The following is a 17,605-nucleotide window of genomic DNA, read 5'->3' on the forward strand; positions in this document are numbered from 1 at the left end:
CGCGCTGCGCTCACGAACGTCGCTCGATCGGATACGCCGATTCGCCGACATTCCGTCCCGGTCCATGCCGCGGACCGAGAAGCCGCCGCTCGTACGGAAGGCGGCGCGGCACGCGAACCGCTCAGGGCTGATGCTCCTTTTGGCCATCCCCGTTGCCTTCATCGTGGGCGGATGCATCGTGGTGTTCTTTCTTTTCGTGCGTCCCAAGACGGGGCCTCCCGTCGTCGTTGCGTCTCCCGCGTGTACCGAATCACCGCCTTCGGTCACGACCGCGTCGGAAAAACCGGAACCGCCGGTGGTGGCGCTCGAAGTGGCCAGCGCGCGACGGGAAGCCCCTGCCCCGCCCCGGCATCGGGCAAACTCACGCGCCGTTGCGGCGGTCCCCGAGAAATTGGAGCCCGGCGAGCCGGCCGCGGAGGCAGCATTCGAGCCTCTCGGTGCGCCTAGACACTAGGCCGGCGTGGGGCGGCGCACTACGAGTGCGGCGAGTGCGGTGACGAAGGGGACGACGACGAGGCCGTAGCGGCCGGCGCCGAAGAAGACGGCGTGGGTCGCGGCGGTGGCGGCGATGATGGCGGCGGTCCATCCGAAGAGCACCATGCCCGCGGGCTCGGCGAGGGCCGCTTCGGCAGCGAGAAGGGCGAGGACGAGGTATGCGAGCCAGCCGAATGGCGAGAAGGCAGCGAGAACGCCAACGAGGCCGGCGAGGCGGCGGAGGTTGCGACGGATGCCGGGACGCCATCCCATCGCGACGAGGGACACGACGAGAAGAAGGCGCGAGGCGACGGTTTCGACGGTGCCGAGGGCGAGCTTGGCGCGCTCGGTGAAAGCGCTCGGGTTCGCGGTGTGGAGGTACCAGGGGGCCGCGCCGAAGTAGTCGAAGGTGACGGCGAGCTTGCGCGGCATTTTCGCCAGCCACGCGGCGGGGGCCTCGCGGATGCGGCGGTGTGCGACGCGCTCCAGGCAGACGTCCTTTTCGGCCTCGTCCCAGACGGTGCTGCACTCCTCGGGGAAGCGAGCTTCCTCCCATGCGCCGCTCCGCGTCTCCTCGCCGATGAACAGGTTCCATCCGGCGTTGACGCTCACCAGGGCACATCGATGCATGCGCATGCAATTGCGCAACGTCCACGGTGCGCAGCAGAGGAGCGTCACGGCCAGCACGGCGCCCCCGGCGGCGGCACGCGCACGCCACGAGAAGGACGGAGCCAATGCCAGCGCGCCCAACACGGGGGCGAGGACGAGCGACTGCGGGCGCACCAAGGTGGCGATGCCCATGGTGATGCCTGCGCCGAGGAGACGAAGCATGACCCTCCCCCCCCAACCCCCCCCTGCGGGGGGGGAGGTGGCGATGGCGGCGGAGATCACGAGCAGTGCTGTCGTCGTGCCCTCGGTCATCAGGGCTGCCGTGTAGGGGACCAAGGCGGGATGCAACGCCACGCCAAGGGCCGCCAAGAACGGCGCGCGCGGGTGCACACCACGGGAAACGAGAGGCTCGACGAGAACATGGGTGGCAAAGGCCATCGCCGCGCCGAGCAGCGCGTTCTGCACCATGGCCACGACGGGATGCACACCGAAGAGCGCATACCCGAGCGCCATCAACGCCGGATACCCCACGGGGTAGTGCGCGGCATACGTGACGGCACCGTCGGGCCATAGCCATGTGTAGCCGTGGCCCTCGGCGAGACGCACGGCCAGCTTGTGGTAAAAGGTGCCGTCGGCGCTCGGCGGAAACGAGGGATACGCCCAGGCAACGACGGCGAGGCGCACGACGAGGGCCACGGCGGATGCGGCCAGCGCCGCATGCCAGGGGCGTCTCATGGCTGTGCGTGACGGCGCAACGCCACGACGAGCTCGCACGCGGGCAGGCCGACGACGTTGGAGTACGAGCCCTCGATGCGTGAAACCAACGAGGCGCCGAAGCCCTGAACCGCGTACGCGCCCGCCTTGTCGAGGCCCTCGCCGCTGGCGGCGTAATCGCGCACCTCGTCCTCGGAGAGGGCGCGGAACGTCACGCGGGTGGTCACCGTCTCGGCGTGAAATGGCACGATGCCCGCGTCCTCGCCCGTAAAGGCGAGAAGAAAGCGCGTCTTCACCTCGTGCGTGTCGCCTGCCAGGCCGCGCACCATGTCCTCGGCGTCTTCCACGCTCGAGGGCTTGCCCAGGATTTGATCCCGGTGAATGACGCTGGTATCGGCCACGAGGACGATGGCGCGTTGGCGTTCGCCTGCATCGAGCAGCCCGTGGATCGCCGCGAGCTTCGCCCGGACGATGCGATCCAGGTAAACCTCGGGCGCCTCACCCTCGTGCACGCTTTCGTCCACCTGCGGGATGCGCACGATGAACGGAATCCGCAGGGCTTCCAGGATTTCGCGCCGTCGCGGCGAGCCACTGCCCAGGATGATGCGTTTCACGGGGTCATTCGGCGAGATCGACACTTCGGCGCTCTACTACCATGATAACGTGCCCGCGCATGCGCCGATCGCGGCCTCCTTCCTTTCACGTGTTCCGTTCGGTCGTTCCCTCGCTTCTCGCATCGTCCGTCGCGTTGGCCTCGTACGAAGCAGCCGCCGCGCCGAGCAGCTGCGACAACCCGCAGACCAACACGTGCATCAACGCCGAGACTCTGTGGCCCAACCCGGGTCCGTCCCGCTTCGTCGGCGTCGGTGGAACCGAGACGGTGGCGCCGGCGCATCTTGGCTTCGGGCTGCTCGCCTCGTACCTGTCGCGTCCCATCGTGCTCCACTTGCCGTCGCCCGCCCCCACGGGCACGGACGTGAATGCCCTCGACAACCAGATCAACGCGAACTTCCTCTTCGCCTACGGCATCACGAAACAACTCGAGCTCGATCTCGCGCTGCCGCTCACGCTGATCCAGAGCGGCAGCGGCATCAGCGGGCTGACCGCGGGCGATCGGCTGCACAGCACGGCCATGCGCGATCTGCGTTTCGGCTTCGCGTACGCCATCCTGCCGCGTTTGGAGCCGGAGCAACCCTTCGCGCTGACCGCGCGGCTCGTGGTGTCGGCCCCCACCGGGGACAGCGATCAGTTCGCACGCGACAAGAGCGCGGTGTTCGCACCGTCGCTGGCCGCGGACTATCGCCGTGGCAAGTTCTTCGCGGGCCTGGAGCTCGGGGCGCGCATCCGCGAGACGTCGGAGTTCGTCGGCGGGCGCGTGGGCACGCAGGGCTATGCGGCCCTTGGTTTCGGCTTCGACATTCTCCGGAACGACCTTCTGAGCGTCACCGGTGAGGCGCGCGTGCTGCCTATTTTTCCCGAGCAGCACGACCTCGTCCAGGACGGAGCTTTTCTTCGAAGCGAACCGAATGGCAAGCACCTCGTCCCGGCGGAATGGACCGCCGGCGTCCGCAGCGCGCCCTTCGAAAAGACCGACGTGGCCTTCCAGGTCAGCGGCGGAGGCGCGATTCCGTTCAACGACCCCGTCGCGATGACCACACCGCGCTTCCGATTCACCTTGGGCGTCGTCTATGCGCCCCGCACGCACTCGGCCCCCGTCACCAGTCCACCTGTCGCCCACCCGTAGCCGCATCACGTTGAGAGATGAAAACGACACCGAGCGAAAAAGTCCGTCACCTCGTTCTCCAAGGCACCCGCGGCGAGGCATTGCCCGACGCACTCGTCGCAGCATTTCGCGAGGAAGGCGTGGCGCGCATGTGGCTGCGCGGCGGCGGAGTCATCTCCGACGTCGTTCTTCGAACCTTAGGAGAAACCGCCGGTTCGCCCGATGTGTTGCGCCGCATCGCAGGCCCCGTGCAGCTCCTGCTTCTCGAAGGCAGCCTCGGGATCTTGCCCGATGCTCCGCTTTCGCTGCGTGCCGTTCTCGCCCGCGAGACGGATCGCGGCATGGATACCTTGGCGGGTGAAATCGTGGCTGCGCGCATCGTCTCCTTCGAGGCCGTGGCCACGGCCCTCGACGGCGCCGCCGCGGTGCATACGGATTCGGCCGAGCCCCCGGCGGTTCGTGACGAGGTGAGTGTGGAACCGCCGCGCGTCGAGCCGCCGCCGCCCGCAGCGCCAGCCACCACATGGTCCGATGCCATCGCCGCGAGCAACAACGTGCCGGCACCGCCCCGCCCGGTGCGGCGCCAGAACGATGACTTCGATACGATCTTTCCCGAGGCCGGAGACCTGGTCGACCACTTTGCCTTCGGTCGGTGCGAGGTCCTGAAGAGCGACGGCGATCGCCTTCACCTTCGCGTGGGCAAGGATGGACGCATTCGCGAGATTGCGCTGGAGATGCTGCGCGTGCAGCAATTGCCGGAAGAAGGCGACAAGCGGCGCTTCCGACTCGAGCGAAAGCTGTAGGACGAGCGATCGGCGCGATCGACTATTTTTCGGCAGAGCCAGAGTAGATGCGCGCGTCGCGGCCGGCGACCTTCACGGCCGCATCGGGCGCCACGGCCGACGCTTTGAGCATGGCAAACGCCACATGCGCATCGCGTGTGGGGCTGGGCGCGCTGCTGGTGATCTCGCCCACCTTGTTGCCCGCGGCGTCGAACACCTCCGTGCCCTTGGCGGGGGGCTCGGGGGCACCGTCGTTCGCGAGGACGAGTGGCGCCAGCTTGCGTTTGACCCGACCGCGCATCTCGAGCATGCACACCACCTCCTGACCGAGGTAGCAGCCCTTGTCGAACGAGACCGCGCGCCGCTCCAAGGTGGCCTCTTGCGGGTACGTCGTCCCGTCGAAGTCTCTGCTGAAACGCGGAACGCCCTGCTCGATGCGCAAGGCCTCCCAGCCGGCATCGTCGCCCACGAGGCCGCCCGCCTGCTGCACGGCTGTGGAAAGCGCCTCGAACGCCTTGGCCTCGTCTTCGCTCGGGGCTGCGAGGATGGCGCCGCCGAGGCCCGTGGGGTCGATCTCGGCGGCCGAGGCCCCCGAAGCCCCACGCGCCGCCGCCACCAGGTCCCGAGCCCGGGGCCCGTGGGCGTGCCACACGGCGTACGGAACGTGGGAAAATTCCGCGTCCTCCATGACGAGGTAGTGATCGAACGACGTCTCCAGCTCCGCGCGGATCGACGCCGGCACCACCAGCAGAACGCGGTCCTCCTCGACGAGGACGGTCACGTCGCAGACGATGCGACCCTTTTGCTGAACCGCCAGGCCGTAGATGGCCTGTCCCGGCGCAGCGGCGGCGAGGTTGCACGTTAGAAGACCGTTGAGCCAGGAAATGCGGTCGCTTCCGCGAACCACGATGACCTCGAGCTCGCTCGCGCGCACCAAAAGGACGCTGCGACGGGCGTGGTCGATTTGTGAGGAGAGGGGGCTAAGCATCCGCGGCATCATAAGCACGGATATAGGCTCGAAGGTCGCCCGGCAGTCCCTGCTTGACCGCTGAGCCCACAATCGTCATACCAAGCGGTCATGTCCGGAATCGGTGTCGTTCTCAACCCGCGCAGTCGGAGGAATTCGCGGGACCCCCGCGCCGCAAAACGCATAGCTCGCATTCTGGGCGACAATGGCATTTTGCGCGAGGCGCGCTCGATCGACGAACTTTACCGCATCGCGGAAGACTTTCAGCGGCTGAAGATCGACGTTCTGGGCATCAGCGGCGGCGACGGCACCAACCACGTCACCATCACCGGATTCATCAACGTGTACGGCGGAAGCGCGCTTCCCCAGCTCGCTTTTCTGCGGGGCGGCACCATGAACACGGTGGCGAACTCGGTGGGCATCCGCCGGGGCAAGCCGGAAGGGCTCTTGGGCCGGCTCATTCGCGACTACGCCGAGCGCGCCACCCGCCCGCTGGTCAACGTCGAGCGCCACGTCATGCGCATCGGCGAGCACTACGGATTCCTCTTCGGCACCGGCGTGGTACACGGCTTCCTCGCCGAGTACTACCGCGGTGGCGACCCCACCCCGCTGGTCGCCGCGAAGACGTTGGCGCGCGGCGTGGGCAGCACATTGGTGCGCGGCGAGATGATCCGCCGCATGGCCCAGCCCTTCCGTGGCTCGGTGCTCTTTGCCGACGGCTCGCAGTGGGAGAAGCGAGACTTCCTCGCGGTCGCCGCGGGCACCATCGATCAGATCGGCCTGGGCTTCCGGCCCTTCTACCGCTACGCCGAGCGCCCGCAGTCGTTCCACATGCTCGGCATCACCGCATCGCCCATGGGCTTCGTGCGGGAGCTTCCACGCATCTGGCGCGCGGAGCCGATGCGCGCGGGCAAGACGCTGGAGGCCACATCGCACCGCGCGATCATCGAGAGCGCGGACGGAACCATGCGCTACATGATCGACGGCGATTTGCACGAGACGCGCGGCGAGCTCGAAATGACGGTCGGTCCGCGCGTGAAGATCGTCGTCGGTTCGTAGGCGATACGAGCGATACAGGCTAGAGTGCGGGGCGCATGGCGGGCGCAACGCGGCGAATGCTTCTCCTTGCCCTTGCCTCGCTGGCGGTGGGGCGCGCGGCGCGTGCCCAGGAAAATGCGCTGACCGAGGCGGAGCTCGCGCGCATGGAGCACGGTGAGACGGTGGTGCGTCCGCAGACGTCGAACCTCGATGGGCAGCGGTACGTCGGCGGGGTGACGTACACCATCGTGCCGGTCAGTGCGGAAGAGCTCCTAGCGCTCGTGGACAGCGAGACCGCGTACGCCGAGGTCATGCCCCGCGCCAAGTTCGTGAAGCGCCTCCAATTCGGCCCCGAGGGCGGGTACATGGAGGTGCACCATGGCAATGCCTTCATCGATGCCGCGTACACGATGCACCTGAAGAAGGAGCCCTCGCAGTCGCGCATCCGCTTTTGGGTCGATCTCTCGCGCCCCCACGACGTGGAAGATGCGTGGGGCTTCTTTCGCTACCTGCCCCTGCCCTCCGGCGGCAGGGGCGAACCGCGCATGCTGCTCACGTACGGCGTGTTGGTGAACCTCGGTGACGGCGTCCTGCGCTCGCTCTACGAGGAGAAGGTTCGCAACGCCATGCTGTCGCTTCCGCAGCGGCTGCGGCGGTACGTCTCGCGGACCTTGCATCGATGATCGCTCGGGTGGTGGCGGTGGCGATGAACGCCTTCCGAGAGGCCGTGCGCGCGCGCGTGCTGCATGCGCTGCTCGCGCTCTCGCTGGCCACGTGCGGCTATGCGGTGCTCGTGGCCGCACTCTCGATCCACGAGGAGCTGCGCGTGGTCGCGGACATCGGCGCGGCGTCGATTTCCCTTTCCGCGGCGGTCGTGGCCATCATCGTCGGGTCGACCACGCTGCATCGTGAAATCGAATACAAGACGATCTTCCCCATGCTGACCCGCGCGCTGCGCCGGCACGAGTACCTGGTGGGCAAGTACCTAGGGACCTTGCTGACCATCGCGGTGTTCGTGGCCGTTCAGGGCGCGGTGGTCCTCGCGGTGTTGGCACTGGAGGCGGGCGGGAACATCGCGCACGCCGGCCGGGAGATGCGGCTGGTGCTCGCGTCGTCGGTGCTCACACTTTGCGAGTCGGCCATCGTCGTGGGGCTCACCACGGTGTTCGCCTCGTTCTCGTCGCCCTCGCTCACGGCGGTGTTCAGCGTCGGCGTGTTCCTCGTGGGGCGGCATGCCGATGCGCTGGCTCACCTTCCGGCGCGGCAGTTCCCCGAGGCGGGGCGCGCGGCCGGACGAGCCCTCGCCTTCGTCTTTCCCAACTTGAACCTCTACGCCCCGCCGCGGGCGCTCTTGCTCGGCGAGGTCCCGGGAACGCCGCTTTGGCCTTTCGTTGCGGGCGCCGCGCAAAATGCGCTCTTATACGCGGTGTTGCTCGTCACCATGGGGGTTCTCTTGTTCCAGCGGCGCGATTTTCCGTGAAAGGCGTGCTCATTCGCGTCGCCCTCGCGGTGGTGGTGTTGCTCTCGGTCGCCATCGCGCGCCAGTACTCCATCGGCGCGCGCTCGATGTCGGCCAGCGACGCCGCCCTGTCGCGGGGCGATGCTCCGGCGGCCATCGACGAAGCGCGCGCCGCCGCCGAGGCCCGCGCCCCCTTCAGCCCCTACCCGGATCGCGGCTTCGAGCGGTTGACCGAGCTGGCCCATAGCGCCGAACAAAGCGGCAATTGGGCCGATTGTGCGCGCGCCTGGCGTGCGGTGCGGAGTGCTGCACTATCGACGCGCGTCACGGCGGGCGATGGCCGCCCGCGAGTGCTCGAGGCCAATGTGCAGCTTGCACGCATCGGCGCGCGCACGAGATCCGATGTTTCCGCGGCCACGGGCGAAACGCTGACGGGCGCCGCGCTCGAAGAGCACCTGCGCGAGGACCTCGCCCGCGACGAACATCCGAGCGCCGTGGCGTACGTGGCACTCGGGGCCGGCGGAATCCTGTTTTACGTGGGCGTCGCAGGCCTCTTGACCGGCGGGCCGAAGCGCTGGCCGGCAAAATGGATGGCCGCGCTCGTGGCAGCCGGAGCCCTGCTCGCCATTTTGGGCTGCATGCTCTGAATCGCATCGGGACGGGGGTTGTGCACGGTGGTGCGGTCGTGGCAAATGCCGATCATGCCGACCGTACCCATGGACGAGCACAAAGTCGCGGAATGCCGCGGGCTCGCGTCCGACATCGCCGATGACGTACAGCGTTATATCGACCGTCACACGACGGTGGGTGCGGAACGCACGTTTCTCCGAGCCTACGGTGTCGACGGTGTCGACGATCAGGGCGCCCCGCTGGTGAATCTCGCGGTGGACCGCTACCACAAGGCCGGGCTCTTGGGCCGCGGAATGCCGCTTTTCCTCGGGCGCGCCCTGCTCGACGGCGCGAGCACCATCCAAGACGCCGCCGAGCGCCTCGCCTACGGGCACGAGGTCGACTCGGGCGAAGGCGGGCCGTCGATCGAGGAGGTGCGCGGGGCGCTGGCGCCGCACACGAAGGCGGCCATCGACCGCATCGATCATGCTCGCACCGAGCGCGATGGGCTGAAAGAGCGCGTCCGCCCCGGTGGAACGCCGTTGCGTTACGTCATCGTGGCAACGGGGAACATTTATGACGACGCGGTGCAGGCCAAGGCAGCCGCGTACGCGGGCGCGGACATCGTGGCGGTCATCCGCACCACGGCGCAATCGCTGCTCGACTACGTGCCGCACGGCGCAACCACCGAGGGCTACGGCGGCACCTTCGCCACCCAGGAGAACTTCCGCATCATCCGCCGCGCGACCGACGAGGCCACCAACGAATATGGCCGGTACATCCACCAGACGAATTACTCGTCGGGATTGTGCATGTCGGAAATCGCGTGGATGGGCGCGGTGGAGCGGCTGGACATGCTGCTCAACGATGCGATGTACGGCATCCTGTTCCGCGACATCAACATGTGTCGAAACTTCGTCGACCAATACGTGTCACGAAGGTTCATCGCGCGCTCGGGCATCATCATCAACACGGGCGAGGACAATTACCTCACCACGTCCGACGCGGTGGAGAAGGCGCACACGGTGCTGGCGAGCCAGTTCATCAACGAGGCCTTCGCCAAGCGCGCGGGGCTCGTCGACGAGCAGATGGGGCTGGGGCACGCCTACGAGATCGACCCCTGGCTGGAAGACAGCTTCCTCCTGGAGATGGCGCAGGCGCAGTTGATTCGGCAGATTTTCCCGCGCCATCCGATCAAGTGGATGCCCCCGACGAAGCACAAGGTGGGCGACATCTTTTTCGCGCACGTGCACGACGCCATGTTCAACCTGGTGGGCGTCACGACGAATCAGTCCATCGAGCTGCTCGGCATGTTCAGCGAGGCGATCCACAACCCGATGCTGATGGATCGGTACCTGTCGCTGAAGGCGACGCGTTACGTGTTCGGTGCGGCGCGGCACCTGGGCGACGAGATCGAGTTCAAGAAAGATGGCATCGTGGCGTCGCGCGCGCGGCAGGTGCTCAACGAGGCGCACGAGCTGCTCACCGAGGTGAAGCGCGATAGCATTTGGGATGCGATCGGCACCGGTGCATTTGCCGACGTGAAGCGCACGCGGACGGGCGGCAAAGGCTACCGCGGCGTGGCCGAGCGTTCGCCCGACTATTTCAACCCCGTCCTCGATGTGCTCGAGGGCAAGTCGTCCCTATAAATCGAGAAGAGATCCCGCCATGCCCAACAAGCTGCAAAATGCACCGCTCCCCAGCCGGCCTCTCGCTCCGTATGGCGATCGCGATGGCGATGGCATGGTTCAACTCTCCTTCACGTTGCAGCTTCCGCCTTCGGCGCGTGCGCGCGAAGCGGCGAAGCAGCTGGCGGAGGCACACGGCATCCGCGAACCCATCGTGGCGACGATGGAGGAGTGCGCGCAGGGCTATTCGTATTTCGTGGTCTACGGGCACTCGCAACACACGGTCGATGTGGCCTCCATCGAGGTGCCCGAGGTGCGCACCGAAGCGCTCTCGCGCGAGGAGATCGAGCATCGCATCACGGCGCGGCTCGGTCGCAAAATCGTGGTGGTCGGCGCCTGCACGGGCTCGGACGCGCACACGGTCGGCATCGACGCCGTGTTGAACTACAAGGGCTACGCGGGCGACAAGGGCCTGGAGAGCTACAAGGGCTTCGAGGCGTACAACCTCGGCGCACAGGTGGAGAACGAGCAGCTTGCCGAACGCGCCCGCGCGCTGAGCGCGGACGCCATTCTGGTGAGCCAAGTCATCACGCAGCGCAATTGCCACAAGGAGAACGCGGGCGCGTTCATCGACTTGGCGAAGAAGCAAGGCTGGCGCGACAACATCGTCCTGCTCCTCGGCGGGCCGCGCATCGATCACAAGCTGGCCCTGGAATTGGGCTACGACGCGGGCTTCGGGCCGGGCACCAAACCGAGCGACGTGGCGTCGTTCTTGGTGGAGAAGATCTGCGGTTAGGGGGTGCCCTGGTCCTCCGGGTGAATCGAGTCCTGGCTCGCACCGGGATGGTGGACTGCTAGGGGCTTGGGGGACAAACGGCGGCGTGATCGCGCGTTCCGCGCAATCTCAGACGTTCTTCTTCTGGCGTTCTCTCTGCCAGATAAAAATGAGGGTAGGAAAAGTTCCGGTGGAGCGATCAGTTGTCGGCGCAGCTTCACCCAACGAGGAATTCGGCCACCGGTCCGCGCCCGCTGCGCTTCCCGTCACCGCCCCACGTGTTGTTCCCGATAGCTGGACGCCCTTGGGCGTTGGTTCCCTGCCTTCTCGGGCACGCGGAGGGCTGTTGCCTCCCAATCGTACCAATGGCAACCCATCATCCTAATCTGCAACCTTGTGGGCGCGGAGTCCGGAACACCACGCACCAAGGTCTGCCCCGACGCGTTGCCAATGCAGTGCCAAACGCGCGTCCCTCGAAGATAGGCGAATCCGCGCGCCGTCCCTGTCCCGGACGATCGGCGCCCTGTCCCGGACACCCACGAACCCTCGCTTGAGGACGATGGCTACGCACTATGTCCTTCCGACCATCGGCCCACGCCCTTGCAGCTCGTGGTCCACGGACGGCAAGTCGTTCGTCGATCTGTCCGCGTTAGGCGGCGCAGGGGGCGCGCACCAAAGAGGCGGCGGAGATAAGCTCTTCGTGCTCCTCCACCATGTCCTCAATCATGTGGTGGCAGGACCCGCAGTCACCGCCGGCCTGACAGGCCTGGGTTACCTCCTCGCGGGAGCGGGCGCCCTCATGGATGGCAGCGCGGACTTCGGACTCGGTGACGGCGTTGCAAATACAGACGAACATGCTCGGGAGTTGTCTCGGCGAGTTGAGCGGCCGCCTTGACTTCTCTTAGGATAATGAAAGCTATTTTCAGTTTCAAGCCGATATCTTCGACCCTTCGGTCCGCGGGGAAAAACCGGCCGATTTCGTCCTCAACAAATTGGACATGTCGTTTTCGACCGAGAAAAAGCGGCTCATTCGGGGCCGATTTTTGTCGAGCATCGACGCCGAACGAGAAAAAGGGCGGGATTCTTTCGAACCCGCCCCGATGGCCCGTGAAAAAGAGGCCTACCTTCGCGGGATGACGCCGTGGCCGGCGGCGATGTGGCGAAGCTTGACCGTGGCGCCGTCGTACTCGAGCCCCCCGTCGAGCGGCTCTTCCGCCATGAAGAGTGGGGTGTCCAGGTCGATGTGGGTGAAGCCGCCCACCCCTGCGGCGAAGCACGCGGACATGGACATGGTGAGCTTGGACTCGACCATGCCGCCGATCATGAGCCCCAGCCCCGCGGCGCGGGCGACGGCGGCGATGTCGAGCGCCTCGGCCACGCCAAACTTGCTCAGCTTCAGGTTGAGCACGTTGGCCGCTCCGCGGGAGGCGATGGTCCAAGCGCCCTCGACGCTGGCGCAGCTTTCGTCGGCGGCCACCGGCGCCTTGCCCGCGGCGGTGACGCGCGCGAGACCCTCGAGATCCGTTCCCGCGACGGGTTGCTCGAGCAGCGCCAGGCGCACCCCGCGGCGTTCGAGCGCATCGAGCAGCTCCAAGGCCACGGCGGCGTCCAGGCCGGCGTTGGCGTCGGCCACCAAGGTCGCATTCGGGGCGGCTTCGTGCACGGCCACGATGCGGTCGATGTCTTCGCCGAGGGCCACGCCGCCGATCTTCACCTTGAAGGTACGAAAGCCGCGAGCTGCCCAGGTGCGCGTCGCTTCCCCGGCGCGGGCCACGGTGCCGGTGGGGATGGTCATATCCGTCACGAGCTCCGCCTCGCGGCCGCCAAAGAAGGCCCAGAGCGGCATGCCCGCGCGCCGTGTGAGCGCATCGAGCAACGCCGTCTCGATGGCACAGCGTGCGGAACCCACTTTGGGGATCGCGCCGCGGAGCACGGCGGCGACCGCACGCCACTCGCGCACGTCGCACCCTTCGATGCGCGCGCGCACCGACTCGATGGCGGCACGGGCGATCTCCTGCGTCTCACCGTTGAAGGCCGGAAGTGGCGCTGCCTCGCCATAGCCTCGCGTGCCATCGGCAAGCTCCGCCACGACGAGCAGGTTGCGCACGGCGTCCTGCGTACCGCCCGAAATGCCGAAGGGCTCGCGCAGGGTGATGTTCAAGTCGTGGATTTCGAGGTGACGGACGGTGGTGGCGTTCTTCATATCGCAGACGTGGACTCTACTCGGCCGTGGTAGCGCGAAGCAACGCGTCGACGGCGGCGCCGTAATAGGCTTCGTAGGTGTCCATTTCCGCGTAGCCAAGGTGCGGTGTGCACAAGGCGTTGGGCAGGCGCAAAAGAGGGTGCTCGCCCCCGAGCACGGGTTCGTCTTCGTACACGTCGACGGCGGCAAAGCCCGGACGCCCCTTCTCCAAGGCGCCGGCAAGGGCCCCCGGCGCGATGAGCGGCGCGCGGCTCGTGTTGACCAGGAGCGACGTCGGCTTCATCTGCGCGAGATCCGCGGCGGTGACGATACCGCGGGTGGCGTCGTTGAGGGGCAGGTGCAGGGTCAGGACGTCCGCGCTCGCGAAGAAAGCCGCACGCTCACCCGCGTTTTGTCGCCCCAACGCAATGACGTTCATGCCGAATGCCCGCCCCACGTCCGCGACGGCGGCGCCAATGCGCCCGAGCCCGTAGACGCCAAGCGTCTTCCCGCGGAGACCGGTGCCGACAGTGCTCTGCCAGGCGCCCTCTTTCAGCGCGCGCACCTCGAAGGGGAGATGGCGGACGCTGGCAAGGATGAGCGCCCACGTGAGCTCGGCCGTAGCACTCGGGGTGCCCTTCCCGGCCGCGAGAACCGCAATCCCTCGCTCGGCGCAGGCGGCCACGTCGATGTGGCCGGTATGGGCGCCGGTTTGCGCGATGAAGCGCAGCTTGGGCAGCTTCTCGATGACCGTGCGCGGAAAGCGGGAGCGCTGCTGCGTGAGAAGGACGGCATCGGCATCGCGCAAACGCGCGGCAAGCCTGTCGGGATCGCGCTCCGTGTCGCGGAAGACGGTCACATCGTGCCCGGCGAGGCGGGCAAAGGCAGCGGTCTTGGGGAAGACGCCCGGGTAGTCGTCCAGCACGGCGATGCGCATGCGACGACTATAGGGCGCTCCCCCTTCCCGGCCTTTCGAATCTCGTTTTCTCTATTCCTTGATCTGCTGCGCGAGGTAGTGCGCTTCGCCGAGTTGCTTCACCAGCTCGAGTTGGGACTCGAGCCAGTCGACGTGTTCCTCCTCGCTCACGAGGATGTCCTTCACCAGATCTTCGGTGCCGTTGTCGCCGGTGTCGCGGCAGATTTGGATGATGCGATTGAGGAGCGGGATGGCTTGCATCTCCGCGGCGAGATCGTTCTTCAAGATCTCGATCGGCGTCTGACCGATGTTCACCTTGCCGAGGCGTTGTACGTTGGGAAGCCCTTCGAGAAACAAGATCCGTTTGATCAGTTTGTCGGCGTGCTTCATCTCGTCGATCGACTCTTTGTAAATCTTCTCGTTGAGCCGCTGGTAACCCCAGTTCTCGCACATGCGCGCGTGCAAGAAATACTGGTTTACCGTCGTCAGCTCGCCGGTGAGGATCTCGTTCAAGAGGTCGATGATTTTCGAATCGCCTTTCATGCTGACCTCCGTACTCCGGAAGCATTTCGGGCTCCGGCTTGCTGCAAATGGTTTTCACTCGAACGCGGACTCATAGCGAACAAAGACCATCTCTAGACGCCCATCGCAAGGAGAACCGCATCGATAAATTCACTTAGATTGTTCGCGAATTTCATTTGCAACTTCGACGTCCGATCACGCTGTGAACTCGACTTTCGATAGCTCCAACGACGCTCAATTTGCCTTCGATTTCGGAGCGAGGTCGATGGTCATCCAAACGTCGACGCCGTCGCGACCCAAGCGGTGCGAACCGGTGACGCGAAGAACGATGCATTCGCAGCGATCGCGCAGTTCGATGGAGCCGCGGGCGCCGAGCAAACGGGGCTCGTCGAGGTCCGCATCGACGCCGCTGCGTGTGACGATGGCGTGCGAAAACGGAATGGATGCGGCGAGTCCGCCGGTGGTCCCCGGTGCGGAGAGGAACCCGGCCGAGGGTTCGAGCGGCGCATCCGTGAGGAGTCGCGCGACCACCGGGTCGATGCCCTTGCGAACGGCGACGTTGGCCGAAAGATGGAGACCGTCGATGCGGCCGACGCGCGAGCGGGCGACCACCGCATGGCCAGCTTCGGCCCCATCGCTGCCCGAGTTGGATGGGCGGAAGGCACGCAGGACGTGCGCCCCCTCGGCGCCGAGCCCGAGGAAGGTCTGTGTGGCGGCGGCGCGCCATCGCATCACCGGATCGGCACGCGTGTCGTCGCCGGTGAAGCCCGCCGACGCGGAGGCCTCGAGCCCATCGCCGCGGCCCCACCGGCCGAGGGCGTTGGCGAGCCCCGTTTCGGCGACCCACGTACCGCCCGATACGCCGCCAAACCCGCGCGCGCGGCCAAAGTCCGTCGTCAGGGCGTCGTCGGCGCGAAGCCCCAGGACCGCGACGCTGGCGCGCGGCTCGAGGCGGTGGCGCCATGGATCGGCAGGATCGCTTCCCTCGAAGCTGCGCACGAAGGGCACCGTGAATTCGGCGCGTGCACTGCCCGCAACATCGATCCCGCGGCGCTCGCCGCCGACGACATTGCTCGCGCCGCGCAACGACAGCGAGGCGCCCACGGCGCCGAATCGGGTCGCGAACAGGGTGCCGCCCTCGGCGCGGGCGTAGGGGACCATTTCGCGATCGGGCGAGCCCTCGGCGCGGAGACCGCCGCCGGTGAGCGCGATGTCGTAGGCACCGATGCCGCCGATCGCATCGCCACGCCGCGCGGTGAAGAGAGGCCCCCAAGCGCCCAAGCTTCCCACGTCGCCGCCGCGCACGGAGGTGGAGCGCAGGCCTGCGGAAAAGGTGAAGGTGCCCTCGCGAAGCTGACCCTCGGCGCGTGCGCGATCGAAGCGGCGTGCGGAGGCTTCCAGCTCCGTGGTGGCGCGCAGACCGCGTGCGCCGCGAAGCACGTCGATGTCCCAGGCGAGGGTTTGGCCATTCCGGGACGCGTCGACCTTGTCGGCGATGCTGCCGCGCGCGTCGGCGATCAAGCCGTCGCCGTCGAAGTGGTCGTAGCGCACGCGCGTCTGGCTCGCGGGCGTGCGCAGGAACACCTCGTACGCGCTGCCGCCCCGCACGTAGGCCCCGGCGCGCACGTCGAGGGCGGCGCTCGGATCGTCGGGCCCCCAGGGCAGGTGGATGCCACCGCCGACGAAGAAGCCATCGGAACCGCGGTACGCGAGATCTGGCGCGAGCACACCGAAGCGCTGCGGCGAACGAAGCCAGAAATAGGGGAACCAGAAAATGGGAAGCCCGAGCACCTCGAGGCGCGGGTGACGTAGGACGAGATCACCTGGCGGCGCGACGATGGCCCCATCGAAGCCAACGGCCACCGGGGTGCCGAGGCATTGGCAAAACGCGAGACGGCCCGTGCCCTCCACCTCGATGCCATGGGGGGTGCGGCGCAACTTCAACGCGTCGCTGCGCAGGTGGAAGGGGGGCGACTCGAGGCGGACGTTGCCGCGCAGTTCGAGCTCGCGCAGGCGCGCGTCGAGCACCACGTCGTCGGCGTGCGTCTCCAGCGGCGGGATGTCGGCGGCGGCGTCGCGAGGCGCGAGCAGGACGAACATCGCGAGCCCTGCTGCGAGCGCTGCCGACGCCGCACGGCCGAGCGGTAATACTTTCACGGGCGATGTAGTCACGATCTCGAGTTGCCCGGATGCCGCTTGCCTGCTAACTGCCCGACCATGGATTCGTCCCTACCCGCCACCGAAATTACGGCACTCCTTGGGCGCGGCACCCAGTTCGAAGGAAAGCTCGCCTTCGAGGGGCGCGTGCGCATCGACGGCGTCTTCAAGGGGGAGATCAAGAGCGAGGATACGTTGGTCATCGGAGAAGGGGCCGAAGTCCACGCCGAGGTCGACGTCGCCACGGTCATCGTCCGCGGCGGGCAGGTGCACGGTAACATCCGCGCGAAGCACGCCATCGAGATTCATGCGCCGGGCAAGGTGATTGGCAACATTCACTCCCCGTCGGTGTTCATCGACCGCGGCGTCGAGTTCCAGGGCAGCTGCCGCATGGATCCCGTCGACAGCAAGCCGGCCACCGCCCCCGCGAAACCCGCCGGGGCTCCGCGATCCAGCCAGCAAACCGCGTGACGGGCGTGATGCCGCGCGCGCTGCTGCTGGCCACCGTCGTGGCTGCGGGATGTGCGGGCTCGGAGAACCCGAAGCCCGCGCCGGTGGTCACGCCGTCGCTTCAAGCGACGACGTGGACGGCACCGGATGCGGCGGCGGAGCCCAAAAAGCCCTCCACGCCGGAGCGCTCGCTCGAAGCGCTCGCGGAGGACGGAAAGACCGCGGCCGCGGGGATGCGCACGTTGAAGAGCGCACAACTCTCGGGGCAACGCGAGGTGGGGCAGGAATTGCTGGCACCGGGCGACGCCGACGCGTGCGTGCGCCTCGCCTTCAGCGCGGGCGAACCCGTGGTGGCGCAGCTCCTCGACCACAAGGGCCGCGTGCTCTCGGAGACGCCGGCCACGACCGATGGAAGGCTGGGCGAACGCGGTCCGGTGTGCATCCGCCGCCAGGAGGCGATGCGCGTCCAATTCGCCTCGAAGGGCGACGCCGTGGTCCGCTTCGTCGCGTGGACGTCGCGCTAACGCGGACGTGCGGGATCGCGGATGAGGGCCGGCCCGTGCGTTCGATCGATCGCGCTCCTCGGGTCGTTGCTCGCCG

General features: G+C 67.2%; 18 protein-coding genes. 11 read left to right on the forward strand and 7 right to left on the reverse strand.

Translation table 11 applies throughout. The annotated features are described in order from the left end of the window. Nucleotides 1-64: 64 nt before the first annotated feature. Nucleotides 65-454 carry a hypothetical protein gene (locus tag LVJ94_30960; protein ID WXB01326.1) on the forward strand — a complete coding sequence of 130 codons (390 nt, stop codon included), beginning with the start codon at nt 65-67 and terminating at the stop codon, nt 452-454. Here LVJ94_30960 and LVJ94_30965 read toward each other — a convergent pair. After that, a complete protein-coding gene (locus LVJ94_30965; protein WXB01327.1) occupies nt 451-1,818 on the reverse strand; it encodes a hypothetical protein in 1,368 nt (455 codons plus the stop codon). The two genes, LVJ94_30960 and LVJ94_30965, sit on opposite strands and share 4 nt — an antisense overlap. Further along, complete coding sequence (locus LVJ94_30970) at nt 1,815-2,411, reverse strand: Maf family protein (protein ID WXB01328.1); 597 nt, start codon at nt 2,409-2,411, stop codon at nt 1,815-1,817. The genes LVJ94_30965 and LVJ94_30970 overlap by 4 nt, the downstream gene beginning before the upstream one ends. A 59-nt stretch (nt 2,412-2,470) precedes the next feature. Between LVJ94_30970 and LVJ94_30975 the strand changes: the two genes are divergently transcribed. Then, entirely contained in the window at nt 2,471-3,541 is a 1,071-nt protein-coding gene (locus LVJ94_30975; protein WXB01329.1) for a hypothetical protein, read from the forward strand. A gap of 17 nt (nt 3,542-3,558) precedes the next feature. Continuing rightward, a complete protein-coding gene (locus LVJ94_30980; GenBank protein WXB01330.1) occupies nt 3,559-4,323 on the forward strand; it encodes a hypothetical protein in 765 nt (254 codons plus the stop codon). A 22-nt stretch (nt 4,324-4,345) separates the two neighbouring features. Here the strand turns inward: LVJ94_30980 and LVJ94_30985 are convergent, their stop codons facing one another. Beyond that, a complete protein-coding gene (locus tag LVJ94_30985) occupies nt 4,346-5,290 on the reverse strand; it encodes a folate-binding protein YgfZ (GenBank protein ID WXB01331.1) in 945 nt (314 codons plus the stop codon). Nucleotides 5,291-5,380: 90 nt separating this feature from the next. On the opposite strand from LVJ94_30985, the gene LVJ94_30990 reads away from it, so the two are divergent. The 6 genes from LVJ94_30990 to LVJ94_31015 are packed head-to-tail and all read left to right on the forward strand — an operon-like array spanning nt 5,381 to nt 10,799. Further along, nucleotides 5,381-6,328 (forward strand): sphingosine kinase, encoded by a 948-nt coding sequence (locus tag LVJ94_30990; protein ID WXB01332.1) that lies wholly within the window; start codon nt 5,381-5,383, stop codon nt 6,326-6,328. Nucleotides 6,329-6,363: 35 nt separating this feature from the next. Further along, nucleotides 6,364-6,990 (forward strand): hypothetical protein, encoded by a 627-nt coding sequence (locus LVJ94_30995; GenBank protein WXB01333.1) that lies wholly within the window; start codon nt 6,364-6,366, stop codon nt 6,988-6,990. Then, nucleotides 6,987-7,787 (forward strand): ABC transporter permease, encoded by an 801-nt coding sequence (locus tag LVJ94_31000; protein ID WXB01334.1) that lies wholly within the window; start codon nt 6,987-6,989, stop codon nt 7,785-7,787. Before LVJ94_30995 ends, LVJ94_31000 begins: the two co-directional genes overlap by 4 nt. A gap of 5 nt (nt 7,788-7,792) precedes the next feature. Continuing rightward, nucleotides 7,793-8,413 carry a hypothetical protein gene (locus LVJ94_31005; GenBank protein WXB01335.1) on the forward strand — a complete coding sequence of 207 codons (621 nt, stop codon included), beginning with the start codon at nt 7,793-7,795 and terminating at the stop codon, nt 8,411-8,413. Nucleotides 8,414-8,467: 54 nt separating this feature from the next. After that, nucleotides 8,468-10,024, forward strand: a complete 1,557-nt coding sequence (locus tag LVJ94_31010; protein WXB01336.1) for a lysine 5,6-aminomutase subunit alpha — start codon at nt 8,468-8,470, stop codon at nt 10,022-10,024. 19 nt (nt 10,025-10,043) lie between these two features. Further along, nucleotides 10,044-10,799 (forward strand): cobalamin-dependent protein, encoded by a 756-nt coding sequence (locus LVJ94_31015; protein ID WXB01337.1) that lies wholly within the window; start codon nt 10,044-10,046, stop codon nt 10,797-10,799. Nucleotides 10,800-11,898: 1,099 nt separating this feature from the next. Here the strand turns inward: LVJ94_31015 and LVJ94_31020 are convergent. The 4 genes from LVJ94_31020 to LVJ94_31035 form a co-directional block, all read right to left on the reverse strand. After that, complete coding sequence (locus tag LVJ94_31020; GenBank protein WXB01338.1) at nt 11,899-12,981, reverse strand: dipeptide epimerase; 1,083 nt, start codon at nt 12,979-12,981, stop codon at nt 11,899-11,901. 16 nt (nt 12,982-12,997) lie between these two features. After that, nucleotides 12,998-13,897: a D-2-hydroxyacid dehydrogenase family protein gene (locus LVJ94_31025; GenBank protein ID WXB01339.1), complete on the reverse strand. Its 900-nt coding sequence runs from the start codon at nt 13,895-13,897 to the stop codon at nt 12,998-13,000. Between the two features lie 51 nt (nt 13,898-13,948). Next, entirely contained in the window at nt 13,949-14,419 is a 471-nt protein-coding gene (gene bfr, locus LVJ94_31030; protein ID WXB01340.1) for a bacterioferritin, read from the reverse strand. Between the two features lie 213 nt (nt 14,420-14,632). Beyond that, nucleotides 14,633-16,555: a hypothetical protein gene (locus tag LVJ94_31035; GenBank protein WXB01341.1), complete on the reverse strand. Its 1,923-nt coding sequence runs from the start codon at nt 16,553-16,555 to the stop codon at nt 14,633-14,635. A gap of 60 nt (nt 16,556-16,615) precedes the next feature. Between LVJ94_31035 and LVJ94_31040 the strand changes: the two genes are divergently transcribed. Both LVJ94_31040 and LVJ94_31045 read left to right on the forward strand, forming a co-directional pair. Continuing rightward, nucleotides 16,616-17,026, forward strand: coding sequence for a polymer-forming cytoskeletal protein (locus tag LVJ94_31040; protein ID WXB01342.1), 411 nt, complete (start codon nt 16,616-16,618; stop codon nt 17,024-17,026). Further along, nucleotides 17,023-17,529: a hypothetical protein gene (locus LVJ94_31045; protein WXB01343.1), complete on the forward strand. Its 507-nt coding sequence runs from the start codon at nt 17,023-17,025 to the stop codon at nt 17,527-17,529. Before LVJ94_31040 ends, LVJ94_31045 begins: the two co-directional genes overlap by 4 nt. Nucleotides 17,530-17,605: the final 76 nt, after the last annotated feature.

The sequence above is a fragment of the Sorangiineae bacterium MSr11367 genome (assembly GCA_037157805.1).
Taxonomy (GTDB): domain Bacteria; phylum Myxococcota_A; class Polyangia; order Polyangiales; family Polyangiaceae; genus Pendulispora; species Pendulispora rubella.